Raw genomic sequence first — 22356 nt, 5'->3', positions numbered from 1 at the left:
GAACTGCTGGACCGGCACCTGCACCACCTGCCACCGCCCGCTGCCCAGAACGTCCACCACCAGCCCAAACCCAAGAGCCAGAGCAACTTAACGGACCCCTACTAGGGCCTGTTGCGCGTGCGTGCCTCGCGCCACTCGGGGGCGAGCACCGCCCACACCTCTGTGTCCTGGCGCACGCCCCGGTGGGGGAAGCTCTCCCGCAGGACGCCCTCGCGGGTCAGCCCCAGCCGTCGCGCCGTGTTGACGCTCGCCTCGTTGGCCGCGGCGGCGTGCCACTCCACGCGGTGCATGCCCCGCTCGTCGAACGCCCAGTCGATGAGGACGCGCGCCCCGCGCGTGACGAGTCCCCGCCCGGTGCCGGCCGGCTCCAGCCAGCAGCCGATCTCGCAGGTCCCGGTGGCCGGGTCGAAGGCGCGGAACAGCAGCCCGCCGACCAGGGTGCCCTCCAGCCACAGGCCGTGCAGGAAGCCGCTGTCGGCGGCGTGCCGGTCGGCGTACGACTGGAGGATGCCGCGTGCGGAGTCGACGTCCGTGGCGTGCGCGCCGAACGGAATGTAGCGCGTGATGAACTCCCGCCCCCGCTCCAGGTGCGCGAGGAACTCCTCGGCGTGCCACGGTTCCAGGGGGCGCAGTTCGGCCCCGTCGTCACCCAGGGGTATCGCGTACATCTCGCTGTGTCTCCTTCGTCAGTTCGTCCACGACCTCCGCGAGCCTCTCATGCGCCGCGCGGCACTCCGGCGGCTCGATGCTGATCCGGGGCAGCACGCGGTCGAGCCGGCGCGGCAGCCACCAGTTGGCGCGGCCGAGCAGGTGCATCAGGGCGGGCACGAGCAGGGTGCGCAGCACGAAGGCGTCGAGGGCGACGGCGGAGGCGAGCGCGATGCCGAACATGGCGATCACGCGGTCGCCGCTGAGGACGAACGCGAGGAAGACCGAGATCATGATGACCGCGGCGGAGTTGATCACCCGGCTGGTCTCGGCGAGGCCGACGCGGACGGCCCGCCGGTTGTCGCCGGTCTCCAGCCACTCCTCGTACATCCGGCTGACCAGGAAGACCTGGTAGTCCATGGAGAGCCCGAAGAGCACCGAGACCATGATCACGGGCAGGAACGGCTCGATCGGTCCCGCCCGGCCGAGGCCGAGGAACTCGCTGCCCCAGCCCCACTGGAAGATCGTGACGACGACGCCGAACGCGGCGGCGACGGCGGCTATGTTCATCGCGGCGGCCTTCAGCGGGATGCCGAGGGACCGGAAGGCGAGCAGCAGCAGGACGCAGCCGAGCCCGACGACCACGCCGACGAACAGCGGCAGTCTGCCGATGATCACGCCGGCGAAGTCGTCGTATCCGGCGGTGACCCCGCCGACGTGCAGGTCGAGCGTGGTGCCGGTCTCGGCGCGCGGCAGCACCTCGGTGCGCAGCCGGTGGACGAGGTCGCTGGTGCGCTGGGACTGCGGCGCGGAGTCGGGGACCACACTCAGGTAGGCCATGGTGCCGCCGGAGTTGTAGGTCACCGGGGTCGCCGCGGCGACGCCCTCGGTGGCGCGCAGGGTGGTGTCGAGGCCGTCCAGGGCGACTCTGCCCTCGGCGCCGTCCACCCGGGTCACCAGCGTGAGCGGCCCGTTGACGCCGGGACCGAAGCCCTCGGCGACGAGGTCGTACGCCTTGCGGGTGGTCGCCGTGCTGGGGTCGTTGCCCTGGTCGGAGGTGCCGAGGTGGAGCGAGAGCGTGGGCAGGGCCAGCACGGTCACGACGGCGACGGCGACGAGGCCGAGCGCCTTGGGGTGGCGTTCGACGAAGGCCGACCAGCGGGCGGCGAACCCGGTGGGCACCTCGGGCTCGGGCCCGTGCTCGGCCAGGCGGCGCCGTTCGCGGCGGCTCAGGGCGCGTGGGCCGACGAAGGACAGCAGCGCGGGCAGCAGCGTCACGGAGGCGGCGACGGTGAGGACGACGGTCAGCGAGGCGGCGACCGCCACGCCGTTGAGGAAGCCCAGCCGCAGGATGAGCATGCCGAGCAGGGCGATGCACACCGTGGCACCCGCGAACACCACGGCGCGTCCGGTGGTGGCGACGGCGTTCGTGACCGCCTCGGTGGAGGTGAGTCCGCGTTTCAGTCCGCGCCGGTGCCGGGTGACGATGAACAGCGCGTAGTCGATGCCGACGCCGAGTCCGATCAGCATGCCCAGCATGGGCGCGAAGTCGGCGACCGTCATGGCGTGGCCGAGGAGTCCGACGGCGGCGTGGGCGGTGCCCACGCTCAGCAGCGCGGTGGCGATGGGCAGCACGGCCGCGGCGAGCGAGCCGAAGGCGACGAGCAGCACCCCGGCGGCTACGAGCACGCCGACGATCTCGGCGGTGTGGTCGCCGGAGGGCGCGGTGAGGCTGATCGCGCTGCCGCCGAGTTCCACCTGGAGCCCGCCGGTCGCGGCCGTCTTGGCCGTCCGGACCACGGCCTCGGCCTGGGGCTTGGTGATGTCCTCGGACGGGCGGGTGAAGGTGACGGTGGCGTACGCGGTGTGCCCGTCGGGGCTGATCTGGTCGGAGCCCTGGGTCGCCTGGTCCTTGTAGGGGCTGGTCACGGACGCCACCTGGGGCAGGGCGGCGATCTTGTCCAGGGTGCGGGTCATCGTCTGTTCGACGTCCGGGGCGCGCACCGTGCCGGACGGGGTGTGCCAGACGACGGTGTCGCTGTCGCCGCCGAGTCCCGGGAAGCCCTCCTTGAGCAGCTGGGTGGCGCGTCCCGACTCGGTGCCGGGGACCTCGTAGTCGTTGGAGTACGTCGAGCCGGTGACCGAGGCGGCGGCGGTGATCCCGCCGAAGGCAAGCAGCCAGAGCAGTACGACGACGAGGCGGTGCCGGACACACCAGCGCGCTAGGGCTGCCACGAACGTGCTCCCAGGGGAGATTTGTGGATCTTTGACCGGGAGAAGTCGTCCATGATCGGAACAGCCCGCAAAGAACGCATGAGCAATCTGAAGACCACTCTTGCAGGAGAATCTGATCGTTTAGCCCGTTCGTGGGCCGATTCACATCAGTGCGACCCAATTCACAGGACACCCGGTCATCAGCCGGGTTGGTCGCCGAGCGCCATCACCATCACCCCGGCGATCAGCAGCCACAGGGCCCGCCGGGTGCGCCCCCGGGATCCGATGAGCGCCGCCACGGCGCAGACGGCGGCGCCGGCGGCGTAGGCGGCCGGGGCCAGTGCGGAGGCCGAGCGGGACAGCCTCAGCAGCGCGGCGGCGAGTCCGGCGAGCGTCAGCAGGGCCCCGGCTCCGGCCGCCGTCCACCGGGCGCGGCGTGCCACCTCCGCGAGGTCCTCCGGTTCGTCCTCGAGGCCGTCGTCGGCCCCGGACATCTCGGGGTGCGTTTCGGAATCGGCGCGTCCACTCATGGCGCGCGAGCGTAGCGCCTCTGTATGACGGCACACCGACAGGGGGTGGGACCGTCCCCCACGCGGACATGACTCGGGGGGTGCACCGGACCCGATGCACCCCCCGAGACGGTTCGCGGGCTCAGCCCTCGACGCCGAGCTTCTCCAGGATCAGCTCCTTGACGCGGGCCGCGTCGGCCTGGCCGCGGGTGGCCTTCATGACCGCGCCGACCAGGGCGCCGGCCGCGGCCACCTTGCCGCCGCGGATCTTGTCCGCGATGGCCGGGTTCCCGGCGATGGCCTCGTCGACGGCGGTGGTCAGCGCGCCCTCGTCGGAGACGACCTTCAGGCCGCGCTTGTCGACGACCTCGTCCGGAGTGCCCTCGCCGGCGAGGACTCCCTCGATGACCTGGCGGGCCAGCTTGTCGTTCAGATCGCCCTTGGTGACCAGCTCGGTGACCCGGGCGACCTGCGCCGGCGTGATCGACAGCTCGTCCGGCGCCTTGCCGGACTCGTTGGCCGCGCGCGCCAGCTCGCCCATCCACCACTTGCGGGCCGAGGCGGCGTCCGCGCCGGCGTCGATCGTGGCGACGATGAGGTCGAGGGCGCCGGCGTTGAGGATCGCCTGCATCTCGGTGGCCGTGACGCCCCACTCCTCGCGGAGCCGGTTGCGGCGCACCAGCGGCAGCTCGGGCAGCCCGGCACGGATCTCCTCGACCCACTCACGCGAGGGCGCCACCGGAACCAGGTCCGGCTCGGGGAAGTACCGGTAGTCCTCGGCCTCCTCCTTGACGCGGCCGGAGGTCGTGGACCCCGTGTCCTCGTGGAAGTGGCGGGTCTCCTGGATCACCGTGCCGCCGCCGTTCAGCACGGCGGCGTGGCGCTGGATCTCGAAGCGGGCCGCACGCTCCACGGACCGCAGCGAGTTGACGTTCTTCGTCTCGGAGCGGGTGCCGAACTTGTCGGCGTCCTTGAGCATCAGCGACAGGTTGACGTCGCAGCGCATCTGGCCCATCTCCATCCGGGCCTCGGACACGCCGAGCGCCCGGATGAGCTCGCGCAGCTCGCGGACGTAGGCCTTGGCGACCTCGGGGGCGCGCTCGCCGGCGCCGGTGATCGGCTTGGTGACGATCTCGATCAGCGGGATGCCGGCTCGGTTGTAGTCCAGCAGGGAGTGGGACGCGCCGTGGATGCGGCCGGTGGCGCCGCCGACGTGCGTCGACTTGCCGGTGTCCTCCTCCATGTGGGCGCGCTCGATCTCCACGCGGAAGGTCTCGCCGTCCTCCAGCTGCACGTCGAGGTAGCCGTTGAAGGCGATCGGCTCGTCGTACTGGGAGGTCTGGAAGTTCTTCGGCATGTCCGGATAGAAGTAGTTCTTCCGGGCGAAGCGGCACCACTCGGCGATCTCGCAGTGCAGCGCGAGGCCGATCTTGATGGCGGACTCCACGCCGGTCGCGTTGACGACCGGGAGGGCGCCGGGCATGCCGAGGCAGGTCGGGCAGGTCTGCGTGTTCGGCTCGGCGCCGAGCGCGGTCGAACAGCCGCAGAACATCTTGGTGGCGGTGCCGAGTTCGACATGGACCTCGAGGCCCATGACGGGGTCGTACGACGCCAGCGCGTCCTCGTACGACACCAGGTCGGTCGTGGTGGTCACGGTGAAAACTTCCCTCTCAGCCCAGCAGGACGTCGTCGTCGCCCAGCCGCTTCAGCTCGCGGTAGAGGATGGCGAGGCCGGTGACGATCGCCGCGGCGGACACGGTGGCGTCGATCAGGCGCAGCGTGTCGTGCTCGGCGCGGGCCTTCTTGATCTGCTTGGCGACACTGACCGCGCCGAACGCGGTGGTGGCCATGGACAGGTACGTACCGGACTTGGACTTCTTGAAGCCCTTGGCCTTGGCGAGTGCCTTACTCACAACGACGGAGCCTCCTCGAGCAGCGGGTGCCCCCACTTTTCCACGAAGGCGGCCTCGACGGCGGCACCCACCTTGTACAGCCGGTCGTCCTTCATCACCGGGGCGATGATCTGCAGGCCGACCGGGAGGTTGTCCTCCGGGGCGAGACCGCAGGGCAGCGACATGGCCGCGTTGCCCGCCAGGTTGGTCGGGATGGTGCACAGGTCGGCGAGGTACATCGCCATCGGGTCGTCGGCGCGCTCGCCGATCGCGAAGGCGGTGGTCGGGGTCGTCGGGGAGACGATCACGTCGACCTGCTCGAACGCCTTGTCGAAGTCCCGCTTGATCAGGGTGCGGACCTTCTGGGCGCTGCCGTAGTACGCGTCGTAGTAGCCGGAGCTGAGCGCGTACGTGCCGAGCATGATCCGGCGCTTGACCTCGGCACCGAAGCCCGCCTCACGGGTGAGGGAGGTGACTTCCTCGGCGGAGTGGCCGCCGTCGTCACCGGTGCGCACGCCGTAGCGCAGGCCGTCGAAGCGGGCCAGGTTGGACGAGCACTCGGACGGCGCGATCAGGTAGTACGCCGACAGGGCCAGGTCGAAGGACGGGCAGTCCAGCTCGACGATCTCGGCGCCCAGCTCCTTGAGCAGCTCGACGGACTCGTCGAACCGCTGGATGACACCGGCCTGGTAGCCCTCGCCGCGGAACTGCTTGACGACGCCGACGCGCATGCCGGCCACGCTGCCGCTCCGGGCGGCCTCGACGACCGGCGGGACCGGCTCGTCGATGGAGGTGGAGTCGAGCGGGTCGTGCCCGGCGATCACCTCGTGCAGCAGGGCCGCGTCCAGGACCGTGCGGGCGCAGGGGCCGCCCTGGTCGAGGGAGGAGGAGAAGGCGACCATGCCGTAGCGGGAGACCGCGCCGTAGGTCGGCTTCACGCCGACCGTGCCGGTGACGGAGGCCGGCTGGCGGATGGAGCCGCCGGTGTCGGTGCCGATGGCGAGCGTGGCCTGGTAGGAGGCGAGCGCGGCGCTCGACCCGCCGCCGGAGCCGCCGGGGATCCTGGTGAGGTCCCAGGGGTTGCCGGTGGGCCCGTAGGCGCTGTTCTCGGTGGAGGACCCCATGGCGAACTCGTCCATGTTGGTCTTGCCGAGGATCACCACGTCGGCGTCCTTCAGCCGCCTGGTGAGCGTCGCGTCGTACGGCGGGATCCAGCCCTCGAGGATCTTGGAGCCGACCGTGGTCGGCACGCCCTCGGTGGTGAAGATGTCCTTGAGCGCGAGCGGCACGCCGGCCAGCGGGCCGAGCTTCTCGCCGCGCTCCCGCTTCTCGTCGACGGCGCGGGCCTGGGCCAGCGCGCCCTCGCGGTCGACGTGCAGGAAGGCGTGCACCTTCTCGTCGACGGCCTCGATCCGGGCCAGGTGGGCCTCGGTGACCTCGACGGCCGTCAGCTCGCCGGAGGCGATCTTCTCGGCGGTCTCGGCGGCGGTGAGCCTGATGATGCTGTTCATGTCCGTCACGACTCTCACTCCTCACCCAGGATCTGCGGCACCTTGAAACGCTGCTGCTCCTGGGCCGGGGCGCCGGACAGCGCCTGCTCGGAGGTGAGCGACGGACGGACCTCGTCCGCGCGCATGACGTTGGTCAGCGGCAGCGGGTGGGAGGTCGGCGGTACGTCTTGGTCGGCGACCTCGCTGACGCGGGCGACCGCGCCGATGATGTCGTCCAGCTGTCCCGCGAGGTGGTCGAGTTCCTCGGGCTTCAGCTCCAGACGCGCCAGCCGGGCGAGGTGGGCGACCTCCTCGCGCGTGATGCCAGGCATGCAGCGATCCTCTGGTGAGTGTGTGTGCTTTGGGCCAATCCTATGGGGCGGGGCCCCATGCCCGTGAAACGGTTTGCCGCACCCCGCTTTTCGGGGCCCGCGTTCAGTGACCCGCCCCGCGGCCGGGGGCGGCGGCGAACGCGTGCGGGCGGCCCGGCGGCACGACGACCGGGTCGCCGCGCCAGCCTGACGCGATCTCCCTGCCGGATGCCGGATGCCCTCAGACCGCGAAGAGCAGTGCGGCACTGAGCAGGACGACGAGCGCGGTGGCGAAGTGGATCCCGAAGGCGACGGCCTTCGTGCCGCCGTTGCGCAGCACTATGAGGGTGTCGCCGAGCGGTACGAGCGCCACGGCGACCATGAACCACGCCTCGGCACGGGCTCCGGCGAAGACCAGCAGGGCGAGGCCCAGCAGCCCGAAGGTGCCGTCCCGCAGACCCTTGATCGACAGATAGGCGCGGGCGTCGCCGCGCGGGTCGGCCGGGACGCCGTAGCCGGCCGCGGAGGGACCGGGCCGGAACAGGAAGCCGTAACCGAGGAACACGCAGAACAGATCGAGCAGGACGGCCAGGGTGTACGCGGTGACGGTCATGTTTCTCCCCCTCTTTGCTAGCAACGCTAGGACTACGAGTGAAGCTAGCAGAACGTCGGCAGAAGTTCTAGCGCTGCTAGAATCCAAGGCATGTCGATCCAGACGCGCCGGGAGCGCGAACGAGCGGAGCGCCGACGGCTGATCGTGACGGCCGCACGGGAACTGGCGGAGGCCGAGGGCTGGGACGCGGTGACCACCCGCCGACTGGCCGCCGAGATCGAGTACAGCCAGCCGGTCCTCTACAGCCACTTCAAGAGCAAGGGCGCGATCATGGCGGCGGTCGCCGTCCAGGGTTGCGCGGAGCTCGCCGTCGAGATGCGCACGGCCCGCGAGGCGGCCGGGGGCGCGCGCGAGGCGCTGGCCGCGGTGGGCGAGGCCTACACCGCCTTCGCGCGGCGGCGCCCCGCGCTCTACGACGCGATGTTCACGCTCGCGGTGGACCTGCCCTTCGCCACCCCGGAGGCCCCGGCGGCCCTGTGGGAGGCGTTCGGCGAACTGCTGCGGGCCGTGGAACCCGTCGCGGCGAAGGGTGACGACCCGGGCCTGCTGACGGAGACGTACTGGGCCGGGCTGCACGGCCTGGTGACCCTGATGCGCAGCGGCCGGCTGCCGGAACATGCCCACGAGCGCCGGCTCGCGTTGCTGATCGGCCACTTCGTGCCACCCGGCACGGACTGATCAGGGCGACCCCAGGCCGGCTCTCCGTACCGGCGGCTTTCCGTACCGGCGGGCGGGCGGGACGGTCACTCGTCGGCCGCCGCCGCGGGCAATGCGGCGGCCGGACGCTGCCAGCCGCGCGAACCGCGCGCCAGCAGCCACGCGGTCGTCTCCTCCGGCGGCATCGCGGCCGCGACGAGCCAACCCTGTACGGCGTCGCAGCCGAGGTCCCGCAGCCGTTCCCAGGTCTCGTCGTCCTCGACGCCCTCCGCGACGACCAGCAGACCGAGGGAGTGCGCGAGGTCGACGGTGCAGCGCACGATCTCGGCGTCCTCCGTGTCGACCGCCAGCCGGGCCACGAACGAGCGGTCGATCTTCAGCTCGCTCACCGGCAGCCGGCGCAGGTGCACAAGCGAGGAGTAGCCGGTGCCGAAGTCGTCCAGGGACATCTTCACGCCGTGGCCGGTCAGGGCGTGCAGGGTGTCGGCGGCCCGCTGCGGGTCCTCCAGCAGGACGTGCTCGGTGATCTCCAGCTGGAGTGCTCCGGCCGGCACGCCGTGCCGGGCCAGCCGGGCGGCCACCGAACCGGCGAATCCGGGGATGTGCACATCGCGCGGGGAGACGTTGACCGCGACCGGGACGTACAGGCCCTGGGCCCGCCACCGGGCGACCTGGGCGAGCGCGGTCTCCAGCACGTACTCCGTCAGATGGGGCATCAGGCCCGAGGACTCGGCGATCGCTATGAACTCGTCCGGCGGCACCTTGCCGCGCTCGGGGTGCACCCAGCGGACGAGCGCCTCGAGGCCCGCGACCTGTCCGTCGAAGCGGACCTTCGGCTGGTAGTGCAGCTGGACCTCGTGGGCGTCGAGGGCGCGGCGCAGGTCGCCCAGCAGTCCCAGCCGGTCGGGGGTGTTGGAGTCCCGCTTGGACTCGTAGACCTCCACGCCCGTGCGGTCCCGCTTGGCCTGGTACATCGCCACGTCCGCCCGGCGCAGCATGCCTTCGGCGTCCAGGGCGTGGTCGGGGAAGACGGCGACTCCGGCGCTGGCCTCCAGGACCAGGATGAGTCCGTCGAGGTCGAGCGGGGAGCTGAGCACGGTGACCAGGGCGCGCGCGATACGGGTCGCGGACGTCGTCGAGTCGGCGACCGGCAGCAGCACGGCGAACTCGTCGCCGCCGAGCCGCGCCGCCTCCGCCCCGCGCGGCAGCGCCTCCCGCAGCCGGTCGGCGATCTGCAACAGCAGCCGGTCCCCGGCGAGATGACCGAGTGTGTCGTTGACCGAACGGAACCGGTCCAGGTCGATCAGCATCAACGCGGACCGGGCGCCGATGCGTTCGGCGTCGTCCAGGGCGGTCCAGATGCGCTCGAGGAGCCACTGCCGGTTGGGCAGGCCGGTCAGCGGGTCGCGCAGCTGCTCCTCGGCCCGGGCGCGGGCCATCCACAGGGTGGAGTCGAGGGCGATGAGCGGGACGGCGAACAGCGGCAGCAGGACGGGTTTGGCCACGGCGACGACGCAGACCAGCGGCGAGATGCCGAGCAGGGCGACGGCGACCAGGCCCTGTCTGACCACGGCGGTGCGGGCGACGGTGGGCACTCCGTCGTTGCGGGAGATGTGCACGCACCACAGCAGGGCGCGGGTGACCAGGAGGTAGGCGCCGGCCGCCAGCACCACCGGGGGCACGGTGGAGGCGGTCCAACCGTCCGGGTTCCAGGGGCTCTCCACCGTCGGCACGCGGCCGAAGGCACCCAGCACCAGCGCGCCGGCGCCGATGCCGAGGATGTCCACCGCCCCGTGCAGCACGCCCTGCCGCCAGCGGTGGCGCCGAGCGATGCCGACCAGGACGACGACGGTGAGGCTGACCATGCCGGCGGGCACCCAGCCGTAGAGCAGCAGCACGGCGACGGTGAGGGTGGCGCCGGAGCCGGTGCCGCCCCACCAGCGGGCCCGGCCGAGCATGACCAGGTGGCCGACGATGACGCCGGTGAGCAGAGCCAGGCACCAGCCGACCGCGCCGGACGGGAAGAGCGCGTGGTGGTCGGTGAACGCCCCGTGGACGCCGGCACCCAGCGCCAACGCGGCCGCCGCGACGATCGCCGCGGGCAACACCGGGCGGGACCGCTGCCGTTCGGGTTCGGTGCCAGGCAGTCCGGAAAAACGTTCGACGGGCGGGTGAGTCAACGCCCGGGCGCGCGCGACGGTGTACTGTCCGGCAACGCGTCCGGCGCGCTCCAGCGCCCTCCCCCGGCTCACCCACCACGCGCCGGCCATCCGGCGCAGCCGTGAGTGCGGGGCGGCGCTCTCGGTCGGTTCCATTCCCGTCCCTCTCACAGCCGGCGGTGCCCACGCCACGCGGCCCGATGCCCCACAACCCCTGGACGGCACCGCGCTGGAAAACCCTTCCGCGCACTCCTGACGAGCACGGGGATGCCCCGACCGCGGTTGGGCACGGCGGGCGCACAGCTCAACAGTAGGCCGCGGAAGGCTTCCACGGGCAGCGGTCGTCGACGGTTGCCCGAATGCGCCCCGGCCACCCGTATGCATCTGATATGCACCGAACGCGCGGAGTTCAACCCCTACTCGCCGGCCGGAAGGGCGACTTCGGCCGCCGCGTCCGGTCCGCGCTCCAGGAGGACGGCGAAACCGTCCTCGTTCAGCACGGGCACCTTGAGTTGCATCGCCTTGTCGTACTTCGAACCGGGGTTGTCGCCCACGACCACGAAGGAGGTCTTCTTCGAGACCGAGCCGGTCACCTTCGCTCCCCGGCTCTGCAGCGCCTCCTTGGCGCCGTCGCGGGTGAACTGCTCCAGGGTGCCGGTCACCACGACCGTCAGTCCCTCGAGCGGGCGCGGGCCTTCGTCCTCGCCGGAGCTCTCCTCCTCCATGCGGACGCCGGCCTCGCGCCACTTGCGCAGGATCTCCTGGTGCCACTCCTCGGCGAACCACTCCTTGAGCGAGGCGGCGATGATCGGGCCGACGCCCTCCGTGTTCGCCAACTCCTCCTCACCAGCCTGCTCGATGCGGTCGATGGAGCGGAACTCCCGGGCCAGCGCCTGGGCCGCGACCGGTCCGACATGACGGATCGACAGGCCGGTGAGCACACGGGCGAGCGGGCGCTGCCGGGCGGCCCGGATGTTCTCCAGCATCGCGAGCGCGTTCTTCCTGGGCTCGCCCTGCTGGTTGGCGAAGACCGTGGCGACCTTCTCCTCGCCGGTCTTCGGGTCGCGCTTGGGCAGACCGCTGTCCTGGTCGAGGACGTAGGCCTTGATGGGCAGGAGCTGCTCCATCGTCAGGTCGAACAGGTCGCCCTCGTCCTTCAGCGGCGGCTCGGCGGGTTCGAGCGGCTTGGTGAGGGCGGCCGCGGCGACATAGCCGAAGTGCTCGATGTCCAGCGCCTTGCGGCCCGCGAGGTAGAACAGGCGCTCGCGCAACTGGGCCGGGCACGCCCGCGCGTTGGGGCAGCGCAGATCGACGTCGCCCTCTTTCATCGGCCTCAGCGGCGTACCGCACTCGGGGCACTCGGAAGGCATCACGAACTCGCGCTCGCTGCCGTCGCGCAGGTCGACGACCGGCCCGAGGATCTCCGGAATGACGTCACCGGCCTTGCGCAGCACGACCGTGTCGCCGATGAGCACGCCCTTGGCCTTGACGACGTCCTGGTTGTGCAGGGTGGCGAACTCGACCTCGGAACCGGCCACCGTCACCGGCTCGACCTGTGCGTACGGCGTGACCCGACCGGTGCGGCCCACGCCCACACGGATGTTGACGAGCTTGGTGTTGACCTCCTCCGGCGCGTACTTGTACGCGATCGCCCAGCGCGGCGCGCGCGAGGTGGAGCCCAGGCGGCCCTGGAGGGGGATCTCGTCGAGCTTGACGACGACGCCGTCGATCTCGTGCTCCACGGAGTGGCGGTTCTCGCCGTAGTGGGCGATGAACGCGCGGACGCCGTCGAGGTCGTCGACGACCCTGTTGTGCCGGGAGGTGGGCAGACCCCAGGACCTGAGCAGTTCGTAGGCCGAGGAGAGGCGGGTCAGGCCCTCGTACCCCTCCAGGGCGCCGATGCCGTGGACGACCATGTGCAGCGGCAGGGTCGCGGTGACCTTGGGGTCCTTCTGGCGCAGCGAACCCGAGGCGGAGTTACGGGGGTTGGCGTACGGCTTCTCGCCGACCGCGACCCGGCGGGCGTTGAGGTCCTGGAAGGCCTCCATGGGGAAGTAGACCTCCCCGCGGATCTCCACCAGGCTCGGCACGTGGTCGCCGTCCAGCCGGTGCGGGATCTCGGCGATCGTCATGACGTTGGGCGTGATGTCCTCGCCGACCCGGCCGTCGCCGCGGGTGGCCGCGCGGGTGAGCCTGCCGTCCTCGTACGTCAGGTTGACCGCGAGGCCGTCGACCTTGAGCTCGCACAGGAAGTGGTGGCCGGTGGTGCCGACGTCCTTGGCGACGCGGTCCACCCAGGCGGCGAGCCCCTCGTCGTCGAAGACGTTGTCCAGGGAGAGCATCCGCTGGCGGTGCTCGACCTCGGCGAGGTCGGTCTGGTACGCCACGGCGACCTTCTGGGTCGGCGAGTCGGGCGTGCGCAGCTGCGGGTGCTCCTCCTCCAGTTCCTCCAGTGAGCGCAGGAGCTGGTCGAACTCGGCGTCGCTGATGACGGGAGCGTCCTTGACGTAGTACCGGAAGCGGTGCTCCTCGACCTGCTCCGCGAGCCGCGCGTGCTTCTCCCGTGCCTCGACGGGCACCGCTGTTTCCGCTTGCTGCTTGTCGCCGGCCACCGTGTGGTCCTCCCGTTACTCTGGGTTGTCCGCGAGCGATCTCGCCGCCCGGACGCAGTGGGCGAGCGCCTGGCGCGCATACGCGGGGGAAGCGCCCGCGAGTCCGCACGCCGGGGTGACCGTGACCGCCTCGGCGAGGAGCTCCGGGCGCAGCCCCAGCCTGCGCCACATCGTCCTGACACCCATGACGCTACCGGCAGGGTCTGACAACGGGCCGTCCGTGCCGGGGACGACGCCGGCGAAGAGCCCGGTGCCCGCCTCGACCGCCTCGCCGATCGCCTCGTCGTCACGCTCGGTGAGAAGCGAGACGTCGAGGGAGACCCCCGCGGCGCCCGCGCGGCGCAGCAGGGCGAGCGGGACGTCCCCGGCGCACGAGTGGACCACGACGGGCCCCTGGTCGTGCGCCCCGAGGACGTCCCGGAGGGTGGCCTCGACGACCTGCCGGTCGGCGGCGCGGTGGGTGCGGTAGCCGCTGGCGGTCCGCACCTGCCCGCGCAGGACGGCGGTCAGGGAGGGTTCGTCGAGCTGGAGGACGAGCCGGGCGCCGGGGACGCGCCTGTGGACCTCCGCGAGATGGAGCCGCAGCCCCTCGGCGAGCGAGGCGGCCAGGTCCCGGCAGGCGCCGGGGTCGGACAGGACCGCTTCGCCGTTCCTGAGCTCCAGGCCGGCGGCGAGCGTCCACGGCCCCACCGCCTGCACCTTCAGCGCGCCCTCGTACCCCTGGGTGAACTCCTCCAGGGCGTCGAGGTCCTCCCCGAGCCAGGACCGTGCCCGCCGGGTGTCCCGGCCCGGCCGGTCCCCGAGCCGCCAGCCGCTGGGCTCCACGCGCGCGTACAGCTCGACGAGCATGCCCGCGGTACGCCCGATCATGTCGGCGCCGGGCCCGCGCGCGGGCAGCTCCGGCAGGAAGGGGAAGTCCTCGAAGGTGCCGGTGACGGTCTTGACGGCCTCCCGGGCGTCTCCACCGGGCATGGACCCGACGCCGGTGGCGGCACCGAACCTGAACTGACTGTTGTCACTCACCCGGGAAGCCTACGCAACCCGGCGGGGGCGGGACCGCCTCAGGGGGCGACCTCCTGCGAGGACCGCCCCCGGTCTTCCGTCAAAGGCCCGGGCGGACCGTCAGGTCGTTGACCTCCGCGTCCCGCGGCAGGTCGAGCGCCATGACGATGGTCGTGGCGACGGAGTCGGGGTCGATCCACTTCCCGGGGTCGTACTCCTTGCCCTCCTGCTGGTGGATCTTGGCCTGCATACGGCTGGCGGTGCGGCCCGGGTAGACCGAGGTGACCCGGACGCCGCCCGCGTGCTCCTCCTGCCGCAGCGAGTCCGCCAGCGCCTTCAGGCCGTGCTTGGAGGCGGCGTACGCGGACCAGTCGGCGTGGGCGCTCAGGCCCGCGCCCGAGTTGACGAACACCACGTGGCCGCGCGAGGCACGCAGCTGGGGCAGGAAGAGGCGGGTCAGTTCGGCGGGGGCGATCAGATTGACGTCGAGCTGGTGACGCCAGCTCTTCGGGGTCAGCTCGCCGACCGGGCCGAGGTCGACCACGCCCGCGATGTGGAGCAGGGAATCCACCCGCTCGGGCAGCGTCTGGTGCGAGAACGCCCAGCTCAGCCGGTCGGGGTCGGCCAGGTCGCCGACGAGTGTCCGGGCGCCGGGGAACGCGGCGGCCAGTTCCTTGGCCCGCCCGGCGTCGCGCGCGTGCAGCACGAGCTCGTCCCCGCGCGCGTGCAGGCGGCGGGCGACGGCCGCGCCGATGCCGGAGCCGGCCCCGGTGATCACATGAGTAGCCATGTCCGCCATGCTCGCACCACCGGCTCAGCTGCCGCCGAGCGCCTCGTCCAGGTACGCCATCGCGCCCGCGGGCTCCTCGGCGAAGAACACCAGCTCGGCCAGCGGCCGGGGCAGGAACCCGTCCTCCTCCATCCGGCGGAACTGCTGCTTGAGGCCGTCGTAGAAGCCGTCGGTGTTCAGCAGGACCACCGGCTTCGCGGTCCTGCCGTGCTTCTTCAGCTCCAGGATCTCGGTGGCCTCGTCGAGCGTCCCGGTGCCGCCCACCATGATCACGACCGCGTCGGCCTTCTCCAGGAGCAGCTTCTTGCGCTCGGCGAGGTCCCCGGCGATCACCATCTCGTCCGCGCCGGGCCGTGCCTTCGCCGACAGGAAGTCGACCGACACCCCGACGAGCCGGCCGCCCGCCTCCTGCACCCCGTCCGCGACCACCTTCATCAGCCCGGTGTCGGACCCGCCCCAGACCAGGCTGTGCCCGCCCTTGCCGATCAGCCGGGCGAAGTCCCGCGCGGGGCGGGTGTAGCGGTCGTCGAGGTCGGCGGCGGAGAGGAAGACGCAGATGTTCATGGGCCCACGGTACGCGGCGGGTCCACCGGCCCCGTGGGCGGGAAGAAGCAGGAGCGGCCGGAAAGAAGCGGGGGTGGTGGGGGAAGAAGCGGGGGCCGGCGGGTGCTGTACCGGTATGACCCAAGGACACACGATCACGATCGACAAGAGCGGTGAGCACGTGCGTGTGGTGCGCGGCGGCCAGGTCCTCGCGGAGAGCGACCGCGCCCTGGTACTGCGCGAGACGGGGTGCCCCCCGCGCTACTACCTGCCGCCCGAGGACGTACGCCTGGATCTCCTGACGGCGTCCGACACGCACACGTACTGCCCCTTCAAGGGCACGGCGTCCTACTGGTCCCTGCCCGACGCGGCGGACCTGGTGTGGGCCTACCCCGCCCCGAAGCCGGACGTCGCCGAGATCAAGGACCACCTGTGCTTCTACGACGTCGAAGTGTTGTGACCCGGTGAGGCCGCCGCGGCGTGGCAGTCTTCAATGGCATGACTGGCATGACTGGGATGGACAAGAAGACCGTCTCGCGTGACGGCACAACCCTCGCCTACCACCGCACCGGACAGGGCCCGGTGGTCGTCCTCGTCAGCGGCGCGATGTCGACCGGCGCCACGGTGGCACCGCTGGCGGCGGCGCTGTCGGACCGCGTCGGCGTCGTCGTCTACGACCGCCGGGGCCGCGGCGGGAGCGGTGACACGGCGCCGTACGCGGTGGAACGCGAAGTCGAGGACCTGGCGGCGCTGATCGACGCGGTGGGCGGCGAGGCGGCGCTGTACGGCGTCTCCTCGGGCGGCGCGCTGGCCCTGAGGGCGGCGGCGAGCGGACTGCCGGTCCGTCAGGTGGCCGTCTACGAGCCGCCGTTCGCCGTGTACGAGGGCGGCGATCAGGAACGCGCCGAGTACACCGGAAAGCTGACCGCGGCGCTCGCCGAGGGCCGGCGCGGGGACGCGGTGGAGCTGTTCCTGCTCCTGACCGGGCTGGCCCCGCAGATGATCGCCAGCGCCCGCCAGTCCCCCATGTGGGCGGGCATGGAGGCGATCGCGCCCACGCTCGCCCACGACGACGCGGTGATGGGGGACGGACTGGTCCCCCGCGACCTGCTGGCCTCGGTCACCGTGCCGGTTCTGTCCGTGGCGGGCGGCGCGAGCCCGGCCTGGCTGCGCGAGGCGGCCAGAGCGATCGCCGAGGCCGCGCCCCGGGGCACGTACCGGGCCCTGGAGGGCCAGACCCACGCGGTGGAGCCGGAGGCGCTGGCGCCGGTGCTGGCGGAGTTCTTCACCTCCTGAACAGGGCGCCGCCGCAGGCCCCCACACCCGGACGCCGCCGCAGGCCACGCCCGGACGCCGCCGCGGTCCCTCGCGCCCGGCGAGCCCCCGGGTCGTCACGCCCTGGCGGTGTTCTCCCCGGGTGGGCGAGTACCGGCCGGACGGGCGCTGGCCGGACGGGCGCTGGCCGGACGGGCGCTGGCCGGACGGGCGACCGGGCGGGCGACCGTGTCCCCGGTCGTGGTCGCCCGCCGCGCCCGCGCGCCGCCCGGCCCTCCCGCGGGCCCGGCACGGTCCCCGCCGGCGGCTCGGGCCGGGCCGGAAATGCGCGGCGTCGCTTCCTTGTTGGCCTCCACCGAGAAGGCGGCCCGCCCAACGGGCGCCGCCCCGCGACCGGATCGCGACCGGAAGGGACACCTCAGCCATGCCCAGCACCACTCCCGACGCCACCGAAGCCACTTCCGCGAGGACCGCACCCCGCCCCTGGACCGTGGCCGTGCTCGGCCCCGGCGGCGTCGGCGGACTGCTCGCCGCGCTGCTGTCCCGGGCGGGTCACCGGGTGATCTGCCTGGCCGGGGACGCGACGGCGCGGTCCCTGCGCGAGAGCGGGATACGCGTGCGCAGCGGCCAGTTCGGGGACTTCACCGCCGAGGTCGAGGCGGACACCGAGCTGCGGGAACCGGTCGACCTGTGCGTGGTGACCGTCAAGCACACCAGCCTGGACGCCGCACTGGACCGGGTCCCACCGGCCATGCTCGGCACGGACGGCCTCGTCCTGCCGCTTCTCAACGGCGTCGAGCACCCCGAAACACTGCGCCGCCGCTACGGCGACGACCGGGTGGCCGCGGGCGTCATCCGCGTCGAGTCGACCCGCGTGGCGCCCGGGGTCGTCGAGCACGGCAGCCCGTTCACCGAGATCGACCTGGCCGGGGCGGGTACGGATCGGCTCACCGGCCTGGCCGCCGTGCTGGAGTCCGCCGGGGTGCGCAGCCGCGTGGCCGGGTCCGAGACCGCCGTCCTGTGGGCGAAGCTGGCCTTCCTCGCCCCCTTCGCCCTCCTCACCACCCGCTACGGCGTCGCCATCGGCACCGTCCGCACCGATCACCGCGAGGAACTGCTCGCCCTCGTCGACGAGATCACCGCCGTCGGCCGCGCCGCCGGGGCACCGCTCGACCCGGACCGGACCCTCGCGATGTACGACGCGTTTCCGGCCGGGATGAAGTCCTCGATGCAGCGCGACGCCGAGGCGGGCCGCCCCCTGGAGCTCGACGCGATCGGCGGCGCCGTGCTGCGCACCGCGAAGCGGCACGGCGTTCCGGCGCCGACCGCCGCCCGGCTGGTGTCCGAACTGCCGCGCCTGTGACCAACGTGACATATTTCAGCGAGAGTTGGCGAGCCTAGACTCCCGGTGCGGAGGCGGCGAACGACCGCGTCCGCACGGGGAGCAGCCATGCGTTACGCCGACCGGCCCAGCATCCAGCGCGAGGTGCACATCGCGGCGGAACCCTCACGGGTCTGGGAAGTCGTCACCGATGTCGAGGCCATGACCGGGTGGAGTCCCGAGCTGGTGGGCGTGGAGTGGCAGGACGGAGCCGACCGGCCGGTGCCGGGCGCCCGTTACCTGGGGCACAACAAGAACCCGATCGTGGGCGAGTGGCGGACCCTCTCGCACATCACGGAGGTCGTCCCCGAGCGCACCCTCACCTGGTGCGTGCTGGACCCCGACGGACGCTACGGCAAGGCCAGCGAGGACCCCGAGGACCGGATGTCCACCTGGTCCTTCGCCCTGACCCCGGCGCCGGAGGGCGGCACCGTCGTGCGCCAGTCGGTCACGATCGGCCCCGGCCGCTCCGGCCTGAGCGCGTACATCGACCAGGCCCCCGACCAGGAGGAGGCGATCATCGCCTACCGCCTGGACGACCTCGGCAAGGGCATGGACACCACCCTGACCGGCATCAAGGAGACGGCGGAAGGCCGGTCCTAGCCGGGCCGGCCGCGGTCCGGGATCAGAGGGCCGTGGTCGGCTCCTTCGCCCGGATCGTCGAGGCGATGGTCGCCGAGCCCACCACGCGCGTGCCGTCGTACAGCACGACCGCCTGGCCGGGCGCCACGCCGCGGACCGGCTCGGTGAAGGTGACCCGGAGTTCGCCGCCGACGAGTTCGGCGGTGACCTCGGTCTCGCCGCCGTGGGCACGTAGTTGGGCCGTGTAGGTGCCGGGGCCGGACGGAGCCGTGCCGCACCAGCGGGGCTTGATCGCGGTGAGGCCGGTGACGTCCAGGGCGGAGGCCGGGCCGACCGTCACCGTGTTGGTCACCGGGGAGATGTCCAGGACGTAGCGCGGCTTGCCGTCGGGGGCCGGGGTGCCGATGCGCAGGCCCTTGCGCTGGCCGACGGTGAAGCCGTACGCGCCCTCGTGGGTGCCGACGACCGCTCCCGACTCGTCGACGATGTCGCCCTCGGCCTTGCCCAGGCGGCGGGCCAGGAAGCCCTGGGTGTCGCCGTCGGCGATGAAGCAGATGTCGTGCGAGTCGGGCTTCTTGGCGACGGCCAGGCCCCGGCGCTCGGCCTCCGCGCGGATCTCGTCCTTGGTGGTGAGCGTGTCCCCGAGCGGGAACAGGGCGTGTGCGAGCTGCTGGTCGTCGAGGACGCCGAGGACGTACGACTGGTCCTTGGCCATGTCGGAGGCGCGGTGCAGCTCGCGGGTGCCGTCCTCGTTCACGAGCACCTTGGCGTAGTGGCCGGTGCAGACCGCGTCGAAGCCGAGGGCGAGCGCCTTGTCAAGGAGCGCGGCGAACTTGATCTTCTCGTTGCAGCGCAGGCACGGGTTCGGGGTGCGGCCGGCCTCGTACTCGGCGACGAAGTCCTCCACGACGTCCTCGCGGAAGCGCTCGGCGAGGTCCCACACGTAGAACGGGATGCCGATGACGTCCGCGGCGCGGCGGGCGTCGCGCGAGTCCTCGATGGTGCAGCAGCCCCGGGCGCCCGTGCGGAAGGACTGCGGGTTCGCGGAGAGCGCGAGGTGGACGCCGGTGACGTCGTGGCCGGCTTCCGCGGCGCGCGCGGCGGCGACGGCGGAGTCGACCCCGCCCGACATGGCGGCGAGGACGCGGAGGGGGCGGGAGCGCTGCGGGATGTCAGTCATAGCCCTTCCAGAGTACGGGGCGCGGGAACCGGGGCCGTCCGGGCTGCGTTGAAGATCGCGTGGGGGCGAAGAAGGCGGATCCGAAGCGGCGGCTGGGCCGACGGGCCCTGCTGGTCGGCGGGGTGGCACTGGTGGTGGGCGGGGCCGCGCTGGAGCGCAGCGGGCTGTCCCGGCTGTGGTGGCGGCTGCCCGGCGCGCAGAAGCCCCGGGTGGCGGGCGCGGTCGACTTCACGGGCGCTCGGTGGGTCGCCGCCTCGCCGGCGAACTACCGGTTGGCGGACCGTCCGGACGACTACCGGATCGACCGGGTCGTCATCCACGTCACGCAGGGCAGCTACGCGAGCGCGGTGAAGGTCTTCCAGGACCCGGGACACGGGGCCGCCGCACACTACGTCGTCGGCGCGGACGGACAGGTCACGCAGATGATCCGCGAGCTGGACGTGGCCTTCCACGCGGGCAACCGGGCGTACAACGAGCGGAGCGTCGGCATCGAGCACGAGGGCTTCGTCGACGACGCCTCGTCGTTCACCGACGCGATGTACGCCGCCTCGGCGCGGCTGACGGCCGCGATCTGCGGCCGGTACGGCATATCCGTCGACCGGGAGCACATCATCGGCCACGTCGAGGTCCCGGGCACCGACCACACGGACCCGGGCCGTTACTGGGACTGGGACCGGTACATACGCCTGGTCCGCGCGGCCAGAACCGCCCGGACCTGAAGCAAGGGGCCCGCCCCGCAGGACCCGAACTGCCGGCCCCGTCCCGTCGGCCTACGTCAGGCCGGCCGCACGGGCTCGTTCGACCGCCGGGCCGATGGCCTTCGCGACCGCGTCGATGTCGGCCTTCGTGGAGGTGTGGCCGAGGGAGAAGCGGAGGGTGCCGCGGGCCAGGTCCGGGTCGGTGCCCGTGGCGAGCAGCACATGGCTGGGCTGGGCGACGCCCGCGGTGCAGGCGGAGCCGGTCGAGCACTCGATGCCCTGGGCGTCCAGCAGGAGCAGCAGGGAGTCGCCCTCGCAGCCGGGGAAGGTGAAGTGGGCGTTGGCCGGGAGGCGGCCCTCCGGTGCCGGGTCGCCGCCGAGGATCACGTCCGGGACCGCCGAGCGCACAGCCGTGACCAACTCGTCGCGCAGCGCGCCGATCTCGCGGGCGAACCACTCGCGCCGCTCGGCGGCGAGCCGGCCGGCCACGGCGAAGGAGGCGATGGCGGGCACGTCGAGGGTGCCGGAGCGGACGTGCCGTTCCTGGCCGCCGCCGTGCAAGACCGGCACGGGGGTGTACTCGCGGCCGAGGATCAGCGCGCCGACGCCGTACGGGCCGCCGATCTTGTGGCCGGACACCGTCATCGCGGCCAGTCCGGAGGCCGCGAAGTCGACCGGGACCTGCCCGAAGGCCTGCACCGCGTCGGCATGCATCGGGACGCCGAACTCGGCGGCCACGGCGGCCAGTTCGCGCACCGGCAACAGCGTGCCGATCTCGTTGTTGGCCCACATGACGGTGACCAGGGCCACGTCGTCGGGGTTGCGGGCGACGGCCTCGCGCAGCGTCTCGGGATGGACGCGGCCGTGGGCGTCGACCGGCAGGTACTCGACGGTGGCGCCCTCGTGCTCGCCGAGCCAGTGCACGGCGTCGAGGACGGCATGGTGCTCGACGGGGCTGGCCAGGACGCGGGTACGGGCCGGGTCGGCGTCGCGGCGGGCCCAGTACAGGCCCTTGACGGCGAGGTTGTCCGCCTCGGTGCCGCCGGACGTGAAGACGACCTCGCTGGGACGGGCGCCCAGCGCCTCGGCGAGGGTTTCTCGGGCCTCCTCGACCCTGCGGCGGGCCGCGCGCCCGGACGCGTGGAGGGAGGAGGCGTTGCCGGTGAGACCCAGTGCCGCGGTCAGCGCCTCTGCCGCCTCCGGGAGCATCGGGGTGGTCGCCGCGTGGTCGAGGTAAGCCATGGTGAGCCCGATTCTACGGGCGCCCCCGGCCTACCTGGAGATCAGGATGGGCCAGGTGTCACAGACTCCAGGACAGGGTGTTGTCCATCTGCACGAAAGCCAGCAGGACCACGAGGTCGGCGATGCCCAGGGCGAGGCCGAGCCAGGCACGGCCGCGGCGGGTCGTGCCGCGCCACAGGGCGGCACCGGCCAGGACGATGGCGACGGGGCCGAGGAACAGGTTGAGGACGAGCAGGCCGAGCAGGCCGAGGACGAAGGACGCGACGGCCATGCCGTCCGCGTCGTGCGTGCCGGTGCGGCGTGCGGCCGGTGCGGTGAGGTGCATGGCGGGTCTGCTCCAGACGGTCATGGGGAACGGGCCGGGCGGGTGAGGCGTCAGCGGGAGGTGCCGCGCCTGCGGCCGTGGCGCTCGCGGAGCGCGAAGACGCCGAGCCAGACGGCGATCACCACGGCGGCGACGGCCGTGAGGTCCAGCGGCGCGTGGGCCACCGTGCCCAGGACGACACCGAACAGCAGCAGTGCGGCGACGAGGAACAGCATGAGGTCGGATCCCCCTTG

23 protein-coding genes are annotated in these 22356 nt (G+C 72.5%); 6 read left to right on the top strand and 17 right to left on the bottom strand.

Annotated features, from left to right (window positions below; all coding sequences use genetic code 11):
• Positions 1-101: 101 nt before the first annotated feature.
• The 8 genes from ACIHCX_RS37175 to ACIHCX_RS37140 all read right to left on the bottom strand — a co-directional run bounded on the left by ACIHCX_RS37175 (position 102) and on the right by ACIHCX_RS37140 (position 7677).
• Complete coding sequence (locus ACIHCX_RS37175) at positions 102-668, bottom strand: GNAT family N-acetyltransferase (RefSeq protein WP_400037660.1); 567 nt, start codon at positions 666-668, stop codon at positions 102-104.
• The gene (locus ACIHCX_RS37170) at positions 646-2883 is read right to left on the bottom strand and encodes an MMPL family transporter (RefSeq protein WP_400037658.1); all 2238 of its coding nucleotides are present in this window, start codon (positions 2881-2883) and stop codon (positions 646-648) included. The genes ACIHCX_RS37175 and ACIHCX_RS37170 overlap by 23 nt, the downstream gene beginning before the upstream one ends.
• 179 nt (positions 2884-3062) lie before the next feature.
• Complete coding sequence (locus tag ACIHCX_RS37165) at positions 3063-3392, bottom strand: hypothetical protein (protein WP_400037656.1); 330 nt, start codon at positions 3390-3392, stop codon at positions 3063-3065.
• Positions 3393-3513: 121 nt separating this feature from the next.
• Positions 3514-5025 carry an Asp-tRNA(Asn)/Glu-tRNA(Gln) amidotransferase subunit GatB gene (gatB, locus tag ACIHCX_RS37160; RefSeq protein WP_400037654.1) on the bottom strand — a complete coding sequence of 504 codons (1512 nt, stop codon included), beginning with the start codon at positions 5023-5025 and terminating at the stop codon, positions 3514-3516.
• A 16-nt stretch (positions 5026-5041) separates the two neighbouring features.
• Positions 5042-5284: a hypothetical protein gene (locus ACIHCX_RS37155; RefSeq protein ID WP_400037652.1), complete on the bottom strand. Its 243-nt coding sequence runs from the start codon at positions 5282-5284 to the stop codon at positions 5042-5044.
• Entirely contained in the window at positions 5281-6783 is a 1503-nt protein-coding gene (gatA, locus tag ACIHCX_RS37150) for an Asp-tRNA(Asn)/Glu-tRNA(Gln) amidotransferase subunit GatA (RefSeq protein ID WP_400037650.1), read from the bottom strand. The genes ACIHCX_RS37155 and gatA overlap by 4 nt, the downstream gene beginning before the upstream one ends.
• 5 nt (positions 6784-6788) lie before the next feature.
• A complete protein-coding gene (gatC, locus tag ACIHCX_RS37145; RefSeq protein ID WP_100572135.1) occupies positions 6789-7085 on the bottom strand; it encodes an Asp-tRNA(Asn)/Glu-tRNA(Gln) amidotransferase subunit GatC in 297 nt (98 codons plus the stop codon).
• 220 nt (positions 7086-7305) lie between these two features.
• Positions 7306-7677, bottom strand: a complete 372-nt coding sequence (locus ACIHCX_RS37140; RefSeq protein WP_400037647.1) for a DUF4267 domain-containing protein — start codon at positions 7675-7677, stop codon at positions 7306-7308.
• A 90-nt stretch (positions 7678-7767) separates the two neighbouring features.
• On the opposite strand from ACIHCX_RS37140, the gene ACIHCX_RS37135 reads away from it, so the two are divergent.
• Complete coding sequence (locus tag ACIHCX_RS37135) at positions 7768-8355, top strand: TetR/AcrR family transcriptional regulator (protein ID WP_400037645.1); 588 nt, start codon at positions 7768-7770, stop codon at positions 8353-8355.
• 65 nt (positions 8356-8420) lie between these two features.
• On the opposite strand, the gene ACIHCX_RS37130 is transcribed toward ACIHCX_RS37135, so the two are convergent.
• The 5 genes from ACIHCX_RS37130 to ACIHCX_RS37110 all read right to left on the bottom strand — a co-directional run bounded on the left by ACIHCX_RS37130 (position 8421) and on the right by ACIHCX_RS37110 (position 15461).
• The gene (locus ACIHCX_RS37130; RefSeq protein ID WP_400037643.1) at positions 8421-10649 is read right to left on the bottom strand and encodes a putative bifunctional diguanylate cyclase/phosphodiesterase; all 2229 of its coding nucleotides are present in this window, start codon (positions 10647-10649) and stop codon (positions 8421-8423) included.
• Positions 10650-10909: 260 nt separating this feature from the next.
• On the bottom strand, positions 10910-13105 hold the full coding sequence (ligA, locus tag ACIHCX_RS37125; protein WP_400037641.1) for an NAD-dependent DNA ligase LigA: 2196 nt from the start codon (positions 13103-13105) through the stop codon (positions 10910-10912).
• 15 nt (positions 13106-13120) lie between these two features.
• Positions 13121-14128, bottom strand: a complete 1008-nt coding sequence (locus tag ACIHCX_RS37120) for a methionine synthase (RefSeq protein WP_400037639.1) — start codon at positions 14126-14128, stop codon at positions 13121-13123.
• Positions 14129-14207: 79 nt separating this feature from the next.
• Positions 14208-14906, bottom strand: coding sequence for an SDR family oxidoreductase (locus ACIHCX_RS37115; RefSeq protein ID WP_400037637.1), 699 nt, complete (start codon positions 14904-14906; stop codon positions 14208-14210).
• Between the two features lie 15 nt (positions 14907-14921).
• On the bottom strand, positions 14922-15461 hold the full coding sequence (locus ACIHCX_RS37110; RefSeq protein ID WP_400037635.1) for a TIGR00730 family Rossman fold protein: 540 nt from the start codon (positions 15459-15461) through the stop codon (positions 14922-14924).
• A gap of 115 nt (positions 15462-15576) precedes the next feature.
• Between ACIHCX_RS37110 and ACIHCX_RS37105 the strand changes: the two genes are divergently transcribed.
• From ACIHCX_RS37105 to ACIHCX_RS37090, 4 genes are all read left to right on the top strand, one after another.
• Positions 15577-15900, top strand: coding sequence for a DUF427 domain-containing protein (locus tag ACIHCX_RS37105; RefSeq protein WP_400037633.1), 324 nt, complete (start codon positions 15577-15579; stop codon positions 15898-15900).
• Positions 15901-15956: 56 nt separating this feature from the next.
• Positions 15957-16736: an alpha/beta fold hydrolase gene (locus tag ACIHCX_RS37100; protein ID WP_400037666.1), complete on the top strand. Its 780-nt coding sequence runs from the start codon at positions 15957-15959 to the stop codon at positions 16734-16736.
• Between the two features lie 403 nt (positions 16737-17139).
• On the top strand, positions 17140-18078 hold the full coding sequence (locus ACIHCX_RS37095) for a ketopantoate reductase family protein (RefSeq protein ID WP_400037631.1): 939 nt from the start codon (positions 17140-17142) through the stop codon (positions 18076-18078).
• An 87-nt stretch (positions 18079-18165) separates the two neighbouring features.
• On the top strand, positions 18166-18699 hold the full coding sequence (locus ACIHCX_RS37090; protein WP_400037629.1) for an SRPBCC family protein: 534 nt from the start codon (positions 18166-18168) through the stop codon (positions 18697-18699).
• 22 nt (positions 18700-18721) lie between these two features.
• Here the strand turns inward: ACIHCX_RS37090 and mnmA are convergent, their stop codons facing one another.
• Positions 18722-19858: a tRNA 2-thiouridine(34) synthase MnmA gene (mnmA, locus tag ACIHCX_RS37085; RefSeq protein ID WP_400037627.1), complete on the bottom strand. Its 1137-nt coding sequence runs from the start codon at positions 19856-19858 to the stop codon at positions 18722-18724.
• 59 nt (positions 19859-19917) lie between these two features.
• On the opposite strand from mnmA, the gene ACIHCX_RS37080 reads away from it, so the two are divergent.
• Complete coding sequence (locus tag ACIHCX_RS37080; protein WP_400037625.1) at positions 19918-20577, top strand: N-acetylmuramoyl-L-alanine amidase; 660 nt, start codon at positions 19918-19920, stop codon at positions 20575-20577.
• A gap of 51 nt (positions 20578-20628) precedes the next feature.
• On the opposite strand, the gene ACIHCX_RS37075 is transcribed toward ACIHCX_RS37080, so the two are convergent.
• The 3 genes from ACIHCX_RS37075 to ACIHCX_RS37065 are packed head-to-tail and all read right to left on the bottom strand — an operon-like array spanning position 20629 to position 22338.
• On the bottom strand, positions 20629-21798 hold the full coding sequence (locus tag ACIHCX_RS37075) for a cysteine desulfurase family protein (RefSeq protein ID WP_400037623.1): 1170 nt from the start codon (positions 21796-21798) through the stop codon (positions 20629-20631).
• Positions 21799-21856: 58 nt separating this feature from the next.
• Positions 21857-22123: a DUF4190 domain-containing protein gene (locus ACIHCX_RS37070; RefSeq protein WP_400037621.1), complete on the bottom strand. Its 267-nt coding sequence runs from the start codon at positions 22121-22123 to the stop codon at positions 21857-21859.
• Positions 22124-22173: 50 nt separating this feature from the next.
• Positions 22174-22338, bottom strand: coding sequence for a hypothetical protein (locus ACIHCX_RS37065; protein WP_400037619.1), 165 nt, complete (start codon positions 22336-22338; stop codon positions 22174-22176).
• Positions 22339-22356 lie beyond the last annotated feature (18 nt).

This window comes from Streptomyces sp. NPDC052043 (genome assembly GCF_044548235.1).
GTDB lineage: Bacteria > Actinomycetota > Actinomycetes > Streptomycetales > Streptomycetaceae > Streptomyces.
This window is presented reverse-complemented; position numbering and strand designations above follow the sequence as displayed.